The 13,861-nt window shown below is 64.8% G+C and carries 12 protein-coding genes; 7 read left to right on the top strand and 5 right to left on the bottom strand.

The genetic code is table 11. The features are described from left to right. The first annotated feature begins 85 nt into the window (after positions 1 to 85). Positions 86 to 1,879, top strand: coding sequence for a sulfoacetaldehyde acetyltransferase (gene xsc / locus ACQY5B_RS22645; protein WP_420327248.1), 1,794 nt, complete (start codon positions 86 to 88; stop codon positions 1,877 to 1,879). Further along, a complete protein-coding gene (locus tag ACQY5B_RS22640) occupies positions 1,876 to 3,030 on the top strand; it encodes an acetate/propionate family kinase (protein ID WP_424976705.1) in 1,155 nt (384 codons plus the stop codon). The genes xsc and ACQY5B_RS22640 overlap by 4 nt, the downstream gene beginning before the upstream one ends. A gap of 4 nt (positions 3,031 to 3,034) precedes the next feature. Here ACQY5B_RS22640 and ACQY5B_RS22635 read toward each other — a convergent pair whose 3' ends face one another. Further along, positions 3,035 to 3,886, bottom strand: a complete 852-nt coding sequence (locus tag ACQY5B_RS22635; RefSeq protein ID WP_420327252.1) for a phosphate acyltransferase — start codon at positions 3,884 to 3,886, stop codon at positions 3,035 to 3,037. Positions 3,887 to 4,116: 230 nt separating this feature from the next. Between ACQY5B_RS22635 and ACQY5B_RS22630 the strand changes: the two genes are divergently transcribed. The 4 genes from ACQY5B_RS22630 to ACQY5B_RS22615 all read left to right on the top strand — a co-directional run bounded on the left by ACQY5B_RS22630 (position 4,117) and on the right by ACQY5B_RS22615 (position 10,516). Next, positions 4,117 to 6,930 carry a molybdopterin oxidoreductase family protein gene (locus ACQY5B_RS22630; RefSeq protein WP_420327254.1) on the top strand — a complete coding sequence of 938 codons (2,814 nt, stop codon included), beginning with the start codon at positions 4,117 to 4,119 and terminating at the stop codon, positions 6,928 to 6,930. 115 nt (positions 6,931 to 7,045) lie between these two features. Further along, positions 7,046 to 7,795: a 4Fe-4S dicluster domain-containing protein gene (locus ACQY5B_RS22625; protein ID WP_305967841.1), complete on the top strand. Its 750-nt coding sequence runs from the start codon at positions 7,046 to 7,048 to the stop codon at positions 7,793 to 7,795. After that, positions 7,796 to 8,668: a dimethyl sulfoxide reductase anchor subunit family protein gene (locus ACQY5B_RS22620; RefSeq protein WP_420327256.1), complete on the top strand. Its 873-nt coding sequence runs from the start codon at positions 7,796 to 7,798 to the stop codon at positions 8,666 to 8,668. Between the two features lie 363 nt (positions 8,669 to 9,031). Next, positions 9,032 to 10,516 (top strand): hypothetical protein, encoded by a 1,485-nt coding sequence (locus ACQY5B_RS22615; protein ID WP_420327257.1) that lies wholly within the window; start codon positions 9,032 to 9,034, stop codon positions 10,514 to 10,516. Between the two features lie 33 nt (positions 10,517 to 10,549). On the opposite strand, the gene ACQY5B_RS22610 is transcribed toward ACQY5B_RS22615, so the two are convergent. From ACQY5B_RS22610 to ACQY5B_RS22600, 3 genes are all read right to left on the bottom strand, one after another. Continuing rightward, on the bottom strand, positions 10,550 to 11,164 hold the full coding sequence (locus tag ACQY5B_RS22610; RefSeq protein ID WP_305967844.1) for a DUF1523 family protein: 615 nt from the start codon (positions 11,162 to 11,164) through the stop codon (positions 10,550 to 10,552). A gap of 14 nt (positions 11,165 to 11,178) precedes the next feature. Further along, complete coding sequence (locus ACQY5B_RS22605) at positions 11,179 to 11,448, bottom strand: hypothetical protein (RefSeq protein ID WP_305967845.1); 270 nt, start codon at positions 11,446 to 11,448, stop codon at positions 11,179 to 11,181. Positions 11,449 to 11,544: 96 nt separating this feature from the next. Further along, entirely contained in the window at positions 11,545 to 11,877 is a 333-nt protein-coding gene (locus ACQY5B_RS22600; protein ID WP_305967846.1) for a hypothetical protein, read from the bottom strand. Positions 11,878 to 11,991: 114 nt separating this feature from the next. On the opposite strand from ACQY5B_RS22600, the gene ACQY5B_RS22595 reads away from it, so the two are divergent. Then, positions 11,992 to 12,543, top strand: a complete 552-nt coding sequence (locus tag ACQY5B_RS22595; RefSeq protein ID WP_420327259.1) for a hypothetical protein — start codon at positions 11,992 to 11,994, stop codon at positions 12,541 to 12,543. A gap of 49 nt (positions 12,544 to 12,592) precedes the next feature. Here the strand turns inward: ACQY5B_RS22595 and ACQY5B_RS22590 are convergent, their stop codons facing one another. Continuing rightward, positions 12,593 to 13,795, bottom strand: a complete 1,203-nt coding sequence (locus ACQY5B_RS22590) for an aminopeptidase P family protein (RefSeq protein ID WP_420327261.1) — start codon at positions 13,793 to 13,795, stop codon at positions 12,593 to 12,595. Positions 13,796 to 13,861 lie beyond the last annotated feature (66 nt).

Raw genomic sequence — 13,861 nt, 5'->3', positions numbered from 1 at the left:
CCTATTCGGCGCTCCGTCCCGCCAGTAGATTGGCCCGCAAACGCCGGCACCTTCTGCCGGCGCCTTTGCCTTGGGAGCGCGGCCTATGAAAATGACCACCGAAGAAGCCTTCGTGAAGGTGCTTCAGCGTCACGGGATCGAACATGCCTTCGGGATCATCGGCTCGGCCTTCATGCCGATTTCCGATCTCTTCCCGCGCGCGGGCATCATGTTCTGGGACTGCGCGCACGAAGGCTCGGGCGGGTTCATGGCCGACGGCTATACCCGCGCCTCGGGCAAGATGAGCATGATGATCGCTCAGAACGGGCCGGGCATCACCAATTTCGTCACCGCCGTGAAAACCGCCTACTGGAACCATACGCCGCTGTTGCTGGTCACGCCGCAGGCCGCAAACAAGACCATCGGGCAGGGCGGGTTCCAGGAAGTCGAGCAGATGAAGCTGTTCGAGGACATGGTGGCCTACCAGGAAGAGGTCCGCGACCCTTCCCGCATCGCCGAGGTGCTGACCCGCGTGATCGCCAAGGCCAAGCTTGCCAGTGCGCCCGCCCAGATCAACGTGCCGCGTGACTACTGGACCCAGGTCATCGACATCGACCTCCCCGAGCCGATCGAATTCGAGCGCTCTTCGGGGGGTGAAAATTCGGTCGCTGCCGCGGCCGCGCTGCTGTCGGAGGCGAAGAACCCGGTGATCCTGAACGGCGCCGGGGTGGTCCTGTCCGAGGGCGGGATCGCCGCCAGCATGGCGCTGGCCGAGCGTCTGGAGGCGCCGGTTTGCGTGGGCTACCAGCACAATGACGCTTTCCCGGGTGGCCACCCGCTGTTCGCGGGGCCCTTGGGCTACAACGGATCAAAGGCCGGGATGGAACTGATCAAGGAGGCGGACGTGGTGCTGGCGCTGGGCACGCGGCTGAACCCGTTCTCGACCCTGCCGGGGTATGGCATGGACTACTGGCCCAAGGACGCCAAGGTGATCCAGGTCGACATCAACCCCGACCGCATCGGCCTGACCAAGAAGGTCAGCGTGGGCATCATCGGGGACGCGGCCAAGGTGGCGCACGGCATCCTCGACAAGCTGGCCGACACCGCGGGCGATGAGGGCCGCGAGGCGCGACGCGCAAGGATTGCCGAAACCAAGAGCCGCTGGGCGCAGCAACTGACCGAGATGACCCACGAGGACGACGACCCAGGCACCAGCTGGAACCAGCGCGCCCGGGCCGACAAGCCCGACTGGATGAGCCCGCGCATGGCCTGGCGCGCGATCCAGAGCGCCCTGCCGCGCGAGGCGATCATCTCTTCGGACATCGGCAACAACTGCGCGATCGGGAACGCTTATCCTTCTTTCGACGAGGGGCGGAAATACCTGGCGCCCGGCCTCTTTGGCCCCTGCGGCTATGGCCTGCCTTCGATCATCGGGGCCAAGATCGGCTGCCCCGATGTGCCAGTCGTCGGCTTTGCCGGTGACGGTGCCTTTGGCATTTCGGTCACCGAACTGACCGCCATCGGACGCGGCGAGTGGCCCGCGATCACCCAGATCGTTTTCCGCAATTACCAATGGGGCGCGGAAAAGCGGAATTCGACCCTGTGGTACGATGACAATTTCGTCGGCACCGAACTGGACGAGGGCGTCAGCTATGCCGGGATCGCTTCGGCCTGCGGTCTCAAGGGCGTCATCGCCCGCACGATGGATGAGCTGACGGCGGCGTTGAACCAGGCGATCACCGACCAGATGCAAAACGGCGTGACCACGCTGATCGAGGCGATGATCAACCAGGAACTTGGCGAACCCTTCCGCCGCGACGCGATGAAGAAACCGGTTGTGGTGGCGGGGATCGACCCCTCGGACATGCGCCCGCAGACACCGGCCAAAGCGGCGGAATGATGGCTGACCCGGCGGGAGGGGATGTTCTTGTCCTGAACGTCGGGTCCTCCTCGATCAAATGCGTGGTCTTCGACGCTGCGCTGCACGAGGTGCTGCGCGGCGGGGTCGACGGGATCGGCCAACAGGCGGTGCTGCGCATGGGTGTCCTGCGCCAGAAGGTGATGGCGCCGGATCACGGTGCCGCATTGTTGGAGGTGCTGGACGCATTGGCGGCTCAGGGCGTCGCTCTGACCTCGTTGCGCGTGACCGGCCACCGCGTCGTGCATGGCGGGCCGAACCTGGCGGACCCCTTGCTTGTCACCCCCGAGGTGCGCGCCGAGATTGATCGTTGCGCACCGCTGGCGCCCTTGCACAACCCGCATAACCTTGCGGCGATGGAGGCGCTGGCCACGCTGGCGCCCGACCTGCCGCAGGTGGCCTGTTTCGACACCGGCTTTCACGCCGGCTGCCCAGAGGTCGCGCAGCGCTATGCGCTGCCGCCCGACTGCGCCGAGGCCGGTATCCGGCGCTACGGCTTCCACGGGCTCAGCTATGCCGGGCTTGTCGCGCGGCTGGAGGCTCTGGCCGGGGCCTTGCCGGAACGTGTTCTGGCCTTTCACCTGGGTAATGGCGCCTCGGCCTGTGCGATCCTGCGCGGGCGCAGCGTGGCGACGACGATGGGGTATTCCCCGACCGACGGGCTGACGATGGGCACACGGTCCGGCAGCATCGACCCGAACGCGGTTCTGCGCATCGCCGAAGAACGCGGGCTGGACGGCGCGCGCGACCTGCTGAACAATCGCGCCGGGCTGGCGGGCCTTTCGGGCGGGATCTCGGACATGCGCGCGCTGGAGGAAAGCGGCGCCGACGACGCGGCCTTTGCCATCGAGCATTTCACCTACTGGGCGCGGCGCCATGGAGGCAGCCTGATCGCGGCGATGGAGGGGTTGGACGCCGTCGTCTTTACCGGCGGCATCGGCGAGAACTCTGCCCGTGTCCGCGCGGCGATCCTTGACGGGCTGGCCTGGGCCGGGGCTGGGTACGACGCGGAAAAGAACGCGCGAAATGCCCCGCGGCTGCATGTCGAGGGGGCGGCCGTCACCGCCTGGGTGTTGCCCGCCGAAGAGGAACGGGTCATCGCCCGCGCCGCGCTAGACCTGGTGCAGGCATGACGGGTCAGTCCAGCGCCAGCGTCACCGCCGTTGCCGCCACGATGTCATCAACCGTGGCGCCGCGCGACAGGTCGCAGACCGGCTTGCGGAACCCCTGCAGGATCGGCCCGAGCGCCTGCGCCCCGGCCAGTTCCTGCACCAGCTTGTACCCGATGTTGCCGGAATCGAGATCGGGAAAGACCAGCACGTTGGCATCCCCCGCCCCCATGCCCTTTTTCGCGGCGATCAAAGGGTTCAGTGCCGCATCCGCCTGCACCGGCCCCGCGAAACCCGTCATTTCTGCCGCGGCGCGCACCTTGTCCACGCTGTCACCGGCGCCGCTGGTCCCGGTGGAGAAGGACAAGAGCGCCACCCGCGCTTCGCCCAACAAGGCCCGTGCCGTGCGTTCTGAGGCTCGCGCGATGGCGGCCAGACCTTCGGCATCCGGCGACAGGATCACCGCGCAGTCGGCAAAGATCAGGCTCCGTCCGTCGGGCATCAGCATGGCAAAAAAGGAGGACGGCAGGCTGACGCCTTCGGCCAGGCCAATGGCGATCGAGGCCGCCTCGATCACGCGCCGCGTTGGCGCATCGGCGCCTGCCACCATTGCCTCGGCCTCTCCGGCCGCGACCATCGCGGCGGCACGGTACAGCGGGCGGTCCAGCATCCGGCGGGCCAGGCTTTCCTTCACGCCGCGCGCCTCGACCAGCGTGGCGATCATGGTGTCGCTCGTCGGGACCAGGCCGACGGGTTCTGCCAGGCCTTCTGCGCGCAACCTTTCACAGGCTGCCGCTACGCGCGGCTCCGCGATCTCGGGAAAGACGACGCGCGCGCGGCGCGCCCGCGCCCGGTCAAATGCCTGCTCCAGGAATGCCATGCCGGTCGTCCTCCCTCCGTTCGTAGCGGTGACTTTGGCGCGATGCAGGGTCAAAGATCAACGCGCCTCGTCGGGAAGACAGCTCTTGTCAGGCGATGCAATTCGGGAAAATCATCCCGTACGGAGCAAGAAAACGGAACGGTGTTGCGCAGGCTTGCGGAACGGCAGAATTGATATACGAATGATGCATCAACTTTTGCGCCGATCATAAGGCGCTGTAGGGAGGGGACATGGCACAGCCTCGGGTTGAGACGTCGCCCAAGGTCTCGGACGAAGTCCGCAAGACCACTTGTTACATGTGCGCCTGCCGCTGTGGCATCAACGTGCACATGAAGGCTGGCAAGGTCGCCTATATCGAGGGCAACCGCGATCACCCCGTCAACAAGGGCGTGCTTTGTGCCAAGGGCAGCGCCGGGATCATGCAGCACAACGCGCCGTCGCGCCTGCGCGCACCGCTGAAACGCGTCGGTCCACGCGGCTCGGGCCAGTTCGAGGAAATCAGCTGGGAGGAGGCGCTGAAAACGGCGGTCGGCTGGCTGAAACCACTGCGAGAAACCGCGCCCGAAAAGCTGGCCTTCTTCACCGGGCGTGACCAGAGCCAGAGCTTTACCGGCTGGTGGGCGCAGGCCTATGGCACGCCCAATTTCGCCGCGCATGGCGGTTTCTGTTCCGTCAACATGGCGACGGCAGGCATCTACACGATGGGCGGCGCCTTCTGGGAGTTCGGCGCGCCCGACTGGGAACACGCAAGGCTGTTCCTGCTGTTCGGCGTGGCCGAAGACCACGACAGCAACCCGATCAAGATGGGACTCGGGCGGTTGAAGGCGCGCGGCGCCAAGGTGATCGGGGTCAATCCGATCCGTTCCGGCTACAACGCCGTCGCGGACGACTGGATCGGGATCACGCCCGGCACCGATGGGCTCTTGATCCTCTCGCTGGTGCATTGCCTGCTCAAGGCCGGACGGATCGACCTCGATTACCTGGCGCGCTTCACCAATGCGCCGGTCCTGCTGGATTGCGACCCGAAATCACCTGACTATGGTCTTTTCCTGCGCGGCGAGGATGGCAAGCCGCAGGTGATCTGCCGCGAGTCCGGCAAGCCGACCGCCTTTGACTTGCCCGGCGTATGGCCCGACCTGACTGGCCAGATTCGGCGCGCGGGTGTCACCCATACCTCTGTCATGCACCGCATCGCGGAACGCTACCTCGATCCGCAATATGCACCAGAGGCCGTGGCCGAGCGCTGTGGCCTGACGCCCGAACGGATCCGCGCACTGGCCGCGGAGCTGGCCCGCGCGGCCTTCGACGACCCGGTGATTCTGGATCAGCCCTGGACGGATTTCCGCGGCGAAAGGCATGACCGCATGGTGGGACGCCCGGTGGCGATCCATGCGATGCGCGGGATTTCCGCCCATGCCAACGGGTTTCAGACCTGCCGCGCCCTCCACATCCTGCAGATCCTTCTGGGCGCGGTGGAAACCCCCGGTGGCATGCGTTTCAAACCGCCCTATCCGAAACCGGCCGAGGCCCATCCGCGCCCCCATGCGCAGGCAGCGCCCGGCCAGCCGTTGAAGGGGCCGCACCTTGGCTACCCGCAAGGGCCCGAGGACTTGGCACTGTCGGACAAGGGCCAGCCGTTGCGCATCGACAAGGCCTTTACCTGGGAAAACCCGCTGTCGGCGCATGGTCTGATGCACATGGTCATCTCCAACGCGCACGCGGGCGATCCCTACCGGATCGACACGCTGTTTCTCTACATGGCGAACATGGCGTGGAATTCCTCTATGAACACCAGCGGTGTCATGGAGATGCTGACCGACACCGACGAAAACGGCGACTACAAGATCCCGCGCATCATCTATTCGGATGCCTACTCATCCGAGATGGTCGCCTATGCCGACCTGATCCTGCCCGACACGACCTACCTGGAACGCCACGACTGCATCTCGCTGCTCGACCGCCCGATCTCCGAGCCGGACGCGGCGGCGGATGCCATCCGCTGGCCGGTGGTGGAGCCGGACCGGGACGTGCGGGGCTTCCAGTCGGTGCTCCTGGACCTCGGCGCGCGGCTTGGCCTGCCGGGCATGATCGACGAGGACGGAACGCCGACCTACGCCGACTACGCGGACTACATCCAGACCCACCAACGGCGCCCGGGCATCGGTCCTCTGGCCGGCTGGCGCATGTCGGATACCGGCCTGACACACGGGCGCGGCGCACCCAATGCCGCGCAGATCGACAGCTACATCGCCAACGGCGGCCACTTTGCAATGCACATCCCGGTAGAGGCGCAGTATTTCAAACCCTGGAACCGCGCTTACCAGGACTGGGCGGTCACGGCCGGGCTCTGCGATTCGGCCGCACCCTACCTCTTTCAGCTCTACGTCGAACCCTTGCGTCGCTTTCAGCGAGCGGCCGAAGGGCAGGGCGACCGCCAGCCGCCCGACCACCTGCGCGGACAAATCCGTGCAAAGCTCGACCCGATGCCGATCTGGTACGCGCCCGACGCCGGCGATCCCGGCACATACCCTGTCCACGCCCTGACACAGCGCCCGATGGCGATGTACCACAGTTGGGGCAGTCAGAACGCCTGGTTGCGGCAACTGCATGGTCACAACCCGATGTACCTGCCCACGCGCCTGATGCGGGACCACGGCCTCTCGGACGGCGATTGGGCACGCATCACCTCGCCTCACGGTGACATCACAGTGCCGGTGATGGAAATGGCCGCGCTCAACCCGCACACGATCTGGACCTGGAACGCCATCGGCAAGCGCAAGGGGGCCTGGGCGTTGAAACCGGGCGCCCCCGAGGCGACGCAAGGCTTCCTGCTCAACCACCTGATCCACGAACTGCTCCCCCCAAAGGGCGACGGACTCCGCTGGTCCAATTCCGACCCGGTCACGGGCCAGGCCGCCTGGTTCGACCTGCGTGTGCGCATCGAAAAGGTCACTCCAGCCGCCGAAAGCCAGCCGTCTTTTGGTGAAATCACTTCGCCTGTCGGGCAGGGGCCGGCGCAACTGGCATGGAAGACCAAACCCTGATGTTTCTTTGGGCCAAAAATACCTCCGGGGGAGTCGACCAAAGGGAGACGGGGGCAGCGCCCCTTGAAGAAACCTGTGCCGCGTCAGCGGCGCCGCTGGATCACGGGGGCCGCACATGACGACCTTGCCGGAACAGACGACCCGCAGCCTCGGGCTTGTCATCGATCTCGACACCTGCGTCGGCTGTCATGCCTGCGTGATCTCCTGCAAGGGCTGGAACACCGAGAATTACGGTGCGCCGCTCTCGGACCAGGATCCCTACGGCGCCGATCCCTCGGGCACTTTCCTCAACCGCGTGCACAGCTACGAGGTTCAGCCCGACGACGCCCCGGCACAGCTGGTGCATTTCCCCAAGTCCTGCCTGCACTGTCAGGACGCGCCCTGCGTCACCGTCTGCCCCACCGGGGCCAGCTACAAGCGCACCGAGGACGGCATCGTGCTCGTCAACGAAACCGACTGCATCGGCTGCGGCCTCTGCGCCTGGGCCTGCCCCTATGGCGCGCGCGAACTGGACCTCGCCGAAGGTGTCATGAAGAAATGCACGCTTTGTGTCGATCGCATCTACAACGAGACCCTCCCCGAGGAGGACCGGACCCCCGCCTGCGTGCGGACCTGTCCGGCAGGCGCGCGGCATTTCGGCGATCTTTCTGACCCCGACAGCGACGTTTCGCGCCTGGTGGCGGACCGAGGTGGCATGGACCTGATGCCGGAACAGGGCACGAAGCCCGTCAACAAGTACCTGCCGCCGCGTCCGCGCGACAGCTGGCAGGGAGAGGTCGACGTCCTGGCCCCGTTCCTGGAACCGGTGGCCGAAGAGCCGCGCGGTTTTCTTGCCTGGATCGACAAGACGCTGGAGAAACTCTGAATGCACCCGGCGCCTTCGATCATCGCCTTTACCACCTTCTCCGGCCTCGGTCTTGGCCTGCTGTTCTGGCTTGGCGTCGATCCGGATGCGCCGACCGGCTGGATTGCCTTCGCCTTCTTCCTGATCGGCCACGTTCTGGCCATCGGCGGTCTCATGGCCTCCACGCTGCACCTTGGCCGTCCCGAACGGGCGCTCAAGGCCTTTACGCAATGGCGGTCAAGCTGGCTTTCGCGCGAGGCATGGACGGCCTGTGCGGCGCTGGTCGTCATGGGGGTCTACGCGGCTCTGCTGGTGTTCTTCGGTCTGCAGGTTCATGTGCTTGGCTGGTTGGGGGCGATCCTGTGCCTCGCCACCGTTTTCACCACCTCGATGATCTACACCCAGCTGAAAACCGTTCCGCGCTGGCACCATTGGTCGACGCCGGTGCTGTTCCAACTCTACGCGCTGGGCGGTGGGGCTCTGCTGTCGGGCCGCGTGACCACGGGGCTTGTCCTGATCGGGTTGGCCGCGCTGGCACAGGGGGGGTGGTGGCTGGCGGGGGACCGACGGCTGGCCGCCTCCGGCACCACCATCGAAAGCGCCACCGGACTCGGCCAGATCGGCAAGGTCCGTGCCTTTGAGCCGCCGCACACGGGCAGTAATTACCTGCTGCGCGATATGGTCTTTGTGGTCGGGCGCAAACACGCGCACAAATTGCGGCTGATTGCGCTGGGACTGATGGTGGGCCTGCCCGCATTCCTGCTGTTGTTGCCTTTCGGGCATTGGCTGGCGGTCCTGGCGGTGCTGGCCCATGTGGCGGGCGTGCTGACCGCCCGCTGGCTATTCTTTGCCGAGGCCGAGCATGTGGTCGGTCTCTACTACGGCAAACGCTGAACCGGGGCCGGATGCGAGAGCGATCCGGGGAACGATGCGATAGGCTGGCTGTTCTCGGAGCGCCGTTGGCGGCAATCGGTGCGTCGCGTCGGCACCCGGGGCAAGAGGTCCGGAACCTTCCCTTGTCCCATTGATCAGAATCGCGTTTTGAATACACTTTCTTCAGTCTCACGGTGGGGCGCAGCTGTGCCCGGCCAGGGACGTCATTTTACAGACGCTTTTTCAAGAAACGCATCGGGAGTGAATTCATTGCTTGAACACGTCCATTCATTGACACGCACGCAGCGTCGCAAAGGATCTGACGCCATCTGGGCGCCTCGGGTCCTGGCCATGATCCTTGGAGTCTTTGGCGCAACATGTACGATGGCACAGGACATGAGCCTGCAGCCCTTTGATGAATCCGTTCCGCTGGAAGGGGCTTCCGACATCGTACGCGAGGTCATGGGGTTCGAACTCGTGCACGGCGCTGATGGGTTCGTCCTTGGCGGTTTCAATATTCTTGCCCCGCGTATTCCGCAGCGGTTTGACACGGGTTTGACTTTTTCCGGCTTCAGAATCCGGCCATTGGACGGGCAAGATATCAGGTGCTCTGACATGGCCTGCGTAGAGGCGGCCCTGCAGGGTGGTGTCCAATTCATTCAGCCCGGCGGCCGTCCGATCCCGCCCGAGTTGCGGGGCGGCGAAGAGTTCATGGTTGCGCTCGGCGGGAACACCTTCGAGGTGGCTAATGAACGGGCCCGCCAGGTGGTCTATGCAAAGACCGGCATCCTTTATGCGCCAAAGCTGAACTCGCGGACCATCGAGGCCGTGGACCCTTTGAGCCCGGCTCATTCGGCCGGCCTGCGCGCGGGCTATGAGATGTCTCGGGTCGGGGACTCCCGTGCTCTCGTCGGGCTTCTCGAACAAAAGGTTCTGGCGGGCGAACCGCTCCAGCTTTTCTGGCGAGCCAGTCCTGACGACCGCTGGGATACCGAGGGTGGGCTTGTGCCTCGCGAAGGTCCGCTCACGGTCGTGGACGGGATCATCCGGATCGCCGGGACGGCACAGCCCGGCGACACGGTCCTGCCCGCGCCAATGGCCGCGCTGACCGACGAAAAAGGTTTGATGTCCCTGCTGCGGGACAAGCCGGAAATGGCGACGGAGCAGGAACGGCGCGTTGCGGCGCTGCGCGTGCTGGAAGGATGGAGCTACAATACAAATGCCCGCAAATGCCTGTCCGAGCCCATCGTGCGCATCGACATCCGCACAACCATCGAGATGGAGGAGCGCAATCTCTTGGGTCAGAGCAGGACCTCGTTTTCAGCTTCGAGGGTCGACCCTCTGTTCGTGGAGCGCAGTTTGGAGCGCTTCGTTCGCTCCATGAGCGCCTCTTGGTCGTCGCCGGAATCCATCGGCAAGATCGAGGCCGCCGCCGCGCGCCTCGTGCAGCTCGAAGGGTGTGATGGTCCGAACGTTCGCAGGCTGCAGAGCGCTATCTCAAGGCTGGCTGGAGTGTCAGGTCCGGATGAGCTGGCGGACGCAGCGTCGACCGGCTTTCAGCCGGATTGGCGGCAGTTCATGGCTCAGTGCTATCCGGCCTACATGCAATCGGCCCGAATCGAGGGAAGAAATGTGCCCGATCGTGGTGCCGTCGCCTTGTGCATTTGCATGGAATATGGAGCTGCCGATTACGGTGACCCGGCGATATATGCACGGCACCGGGCCTTTTCCTTCGACGGCATCCCGCAGGAGACCTTGAAGGAGGTCTGGAGCCGGACGCAGAACGGCGCCTGCAATCGCGGCGGCAACCCGGTGGATCCGGAACTGGTCAGGCGTTACGAGAGCTTTTTGAGCGACAACGGGCTGTGAAGGGCAGCCCGCCGGGGCAGGGCACTTCGGTCCTTACTTCGACCGACCGAAGAGACCGCGCACGCGATCGCCGCCCTCGTCCAGCTTGTCCCCTGCGGCGCCCAGAACCGGGTCCACCCGGTTTTCCCAGAAGCGCAGCCAACGCACGCGAATCGCCCAGTAGAGCGCGGCCAGCGTCACCAGGATGATGATGTTCAGCCAGGGAATGATGGTGACGTCGGGACCTTCGACCTCGCGGATCGAGACGGCATTGGGAAAGATCGAGATGAACTCGTTGCGCCAGCCATAGTGGCGGATCACCACCCAGGTGGGGTTCTCGGCAGTCGAGCGCAGGTCCGCGGCCTCCGCCTGCAGGTTCGAGGTGTCGAACTTGAAATAGGGCGGCCAGCCCCAGCCGGTATCCTCGTTGCGGTAGACCATGATGTCGTTGTTGGCGCGCCGCGTCTGGATGAAGAAGACGTCGCGCGGTCCGCCGGGCGCGCTGCCCGTGTTGGCCTGCGACCAGAACCAGGGGTTGTCGCTGGGGTTCTCGCGCTTTTCGTAGGTGTCGGTGATCCGCGCCACGTCATGCTGGGGCAGCGTGTAGTGAAGGAAACCCGCCACCAGCAGCCAGAACAGAATGATCAGGGTCCATTTCACATATTTCATGCGCGCGGCGCCTTTCAGTGGAAATTCGTCAGATACACGATCAGGGTCACGAGGCAAAGAGGCACGGCATAGACCAGAAGCACAAGGGTCCGATGGCGCCTGCGGTCGAATTCCTCCAGCGCCTTTTGCACATAGTCCTCTTGAGAGCGGGTCTCGGCCGGGTCGGCGGCCCAATCGGTTTCCAGCATCTCGCGGCGTCGGGCGCGCAGGTAGAACCACAGCGACCCGTAGACCACCGTGAGCACGACTGCCGCCATGATCAGGAACCGCGCCAGTGCGAACATACCCACCCTCCTGAAAATGAGGTGATACGGGTGGCGTGAAAAATCAACGGGGAATGCGGTGAAACGCGGTGTCACAACGGGAAAAGGCCGCGGGTGTCACCAGACCGCCGTCTTCCAGCGGCGGGGGGCGGTGCTGACGACCAGCAGCAGGACAGGTCCCCATATCAGCACCGCGCTGGCGCCCAACCGCAGGAAATACCCCAGAGAGGCGCTGGGGGCCTGTCCCAGCAGGTCCCATACCCGCGCGTCCTCGATCGTGTAGAGAAGCGCGAATCCGGCCGAGGTCAGCAGCCAGACCAGCAACCCCGAGATCACGGTTGTCGCGGCCAGGGCGCCCAGGCTTTCGGGCAGGACAGCCTCGACCGCACGTGTGACAAGCGCGGCGACAAGCATGAGGCCCAGCACGGGCAGGAGAAGCTGCAGGATCATGTGGACAAGGATGGGGGCGAAGCGCCGCGTATTCAACGGGCAGGATATTCCCGACCTTGCCTGCTCCGGCGCCCGGCGTCAGGGTGTGGCCAGGAATTGACAGGGAGAATTACCGTGACCCGGACCTTTGCCGTATTGATGCTGACCGCCTTTGCCCTGCCCGCGCAGGCCGACGATGTCTCGGACCTGATGGAATCGGCGCTGAAAGCCTACGAGGACGGAGATATTCAATACGCCCTCGACGAACTGGACATGGCGCGGGCCAAGCTGCTGGAAATGAAGACCGCCAGCCTTGGCAGCTTTCTGCCAGAGGCGCCCGATGGCTGGACGCGTGAAATCAACACCGAGATGAACAAGGGGCTGGCCATGATGGGTGGCGGCGTGGGCGCTGAGGCGACCTATACCGATCCCGATGGCGAGCGGATCAAGATCACGCTGATGGCCGACAACCCGATGGTCATGAGCATGTCGGGCATGATCGCCAATGCCGCGATGATGGGCATGAAGACAGAGCGCATCCAGCGTCAGAAATTTGCCATTCAGGATCGGCAGATGATGGCGCTGATCGCCAATCGCATCCTGGTCCAGACCGATGGCGACCCGGAAAAGACCCGCCCCCTGCTGGACATGATGGATTTCGCCGAGATGTCCCGGTTCGGGCTCTGACCGGTGCCAGAGGAAAGGATGGGTTGAATCAACCCATCCTGCCGGCGTTTCAGCCCACCACGTTGAATTCCGGACCGTAGGGATAGCCGGTGATGTTCTCGGCGCCGTCCTCGGTGATGACAAGGATATCGTGTTCGCGATATCCGCCGGCGCCGGGCTGGCCTTCGGGGATCGTCAGCATCGGCTCCATCGAGATCACCATGCCCGGTTCCAGCACCGTGTCGATGTCCTCGCGCAGTTCCAGGCCGGCCTCGCGCCCGTAGTAGTGCGACAGCACGCCGAAGGAGTGGCCGTAACCGAACGTCCGGTACTGCAAGAGGTCGCGTTCTGCAAAGAAGGCGTTGATCTTGTGGGTCACCTCGGCACAGGACACGCCCGGTTCGAGCAGGCTCATGCCGTATTCATGCGCGCCGACATTGGCCTCCCAGACCTTCAGGCTGGCGGCGTCGACCTCACCCACGAACAGCGTGCGTTCCAGCGCCGTGTAATAGCCCGAGATCATCGGGAAGGTGTTGAGCGACAGGATATCGCCGCGTTCCAGCACCCGCCCGGTGACCGGGTTGTGCGCGCCATCGGTGTTTATCCCGGACTGGAACCAGACCCAGGTGTCGCGGTACTCGGCCTCGGGGAACCTCTTGGCGATTTCCAGTTCCATCGCGTCGCGACCGGCCATTGCCACGTCGATCTCTCTTGTGCCCGGCTTGATCGCGTCCCGGATGGCGTAGCCGCCGACATCGGCCACCTGGGCGCCGTGGCGGATCAGCGCGATTTCGGCAGGTGACTTGTGCATCCGCTGGCGCATCGTGGCGGGGGCGATGTCGCTGGTAAGGGCCGGGGCAAGAAAGCCGTCCATCAGCGCCTTTTGCGCCAGGGTCATGTGATCGCCCTCATAGCCCAGCCTTTTGCCGGTGCCGGTGACAGAGGCGATGGCACGCCAGTAGTTGTTCCGCTCCCAGTCGGTGTAGGTGATGTTGTCGCCGTGGCAGCGTCGCCAGGGCTGGGCGGCGTCGATCCCGGCGCTGATCGTCACGCTTTCGGTCGGGGTCACGACAAGGCCGTAGGGACGGCCGAAGCTGCAGTAGAGAAAGCCCGAGTAGTAGGCGATGTTGTGCATCGAGGTGAAGATGGCGGCATCAAGCCCGGCCTCCGCCAGTGCCGCGCGCAGACCGGCAAGCCGGGCCTCGTATTCCTCGGGTGCGAACGGCAGGCACTTCTGGCCCTGGTGAAAACGATAGTGTTGGGGACGTTCCATGAAACCCTCCTGAGGCGCGGCGGAGCCTTCCTCTACCGCGCTGGCAAAGCAAGGTCCCGGCGTTCA

It is taken from the genome of Antarctobacter sp. (assembly GCF_965277915.1).
Taxonomy (GTDB): Bacteria; Pseudomonadota; Alphaproteobacteria; order Rhodobacterales; family Rhodobacteraceae; genus Antarctobacter.
This window is presented reverse-complemented; position numbering and strand designations above follow the sequence as displayed.

Excerpts from the sequence above, each read along its gene's own strand:
- ACQY5B_RS22620 (WP_420327256.1), top strand. The coding sequence starts at position 7,796 with ATGCACCCGGCGCCTTCGATCATCGCCTTTACCACCTTCTCCGGCCTC.
- ACQY5B_RS22600 (WP_305967846.1), bottom strand. The coding sequence starts at position 11,877 with ATGATCCTGCAGCTTCTCCTGCCCGTGCTGGGCCTCATGCTTGTCGCC.
- ACQY5B_RS22625 (WP_305967841.1), top strand. The coding sequence starts at position 7,046 with ATGACGACCTTGCCGGAACAGACGACCCGCAGCCTCGGGCTTGTCATC.
- xsc (WP_420327248.1), top strand. The coding sequence starts at position 86 with ATGAAAATGACCACCGAAGAAGCCTTCGTGAAGGTGCTTCAGCGTCAC.
- ACQY5B_RS22615 (WP_420327257.1), top strand. The coding sequence starts at position 9,032 with ATGGCACAGGACATGAGCCTGCAGCCCTTTGATGAATCCGTTCCGCTG.
- ACQY5B_RS22590 (WP_420327261.1), bottom strand. The coding sequence starts at position 13,795 with ATGGAACGTCCCCAACACTATCGTTTTCACCAGGGCCAGAAGTGCCTG.
- ACQY5B_RS22630 (WP_420327254.1), top strand. The coding sequence starts at position 4,117 with ATGGCACAGCCTCGGGTTGAGACGTCGCCCAAGGTCTCGGACGAAGTC.
- ACQY5B_RS22610 (WP_305967844.1), bottom strand. The coding sequence starts at position 11,164 with ATGAAATATGTGAAATGGACCCTGATCATTCTGTTCTGGCTGCTGGTG.
- ACQY5B_RS22640 (WP_424976705.1), top strand. The coding sequence starts at position 1,876 with ATGATGGCTGACCCGGCGGGAGGGGATGTTCTTGTCCTGAACGTCGGG.
- ACQY5B_RS22605 (WP_305967845.1), bottom strand. The coding sequence starts at position 11,448 with ATGTTCGCACTGGCGCGGTTCCTGATCATGGCGGCAGTCGTGCTCACG.
- ACQY5B_RS22635 (WP_420327252.1), bottom strand. The coding sequence starts at position 3,886 with ATGGCATTCCTGGAGCAGGCATTTGACCGGGCGCGGGCGCGCCGCGCG.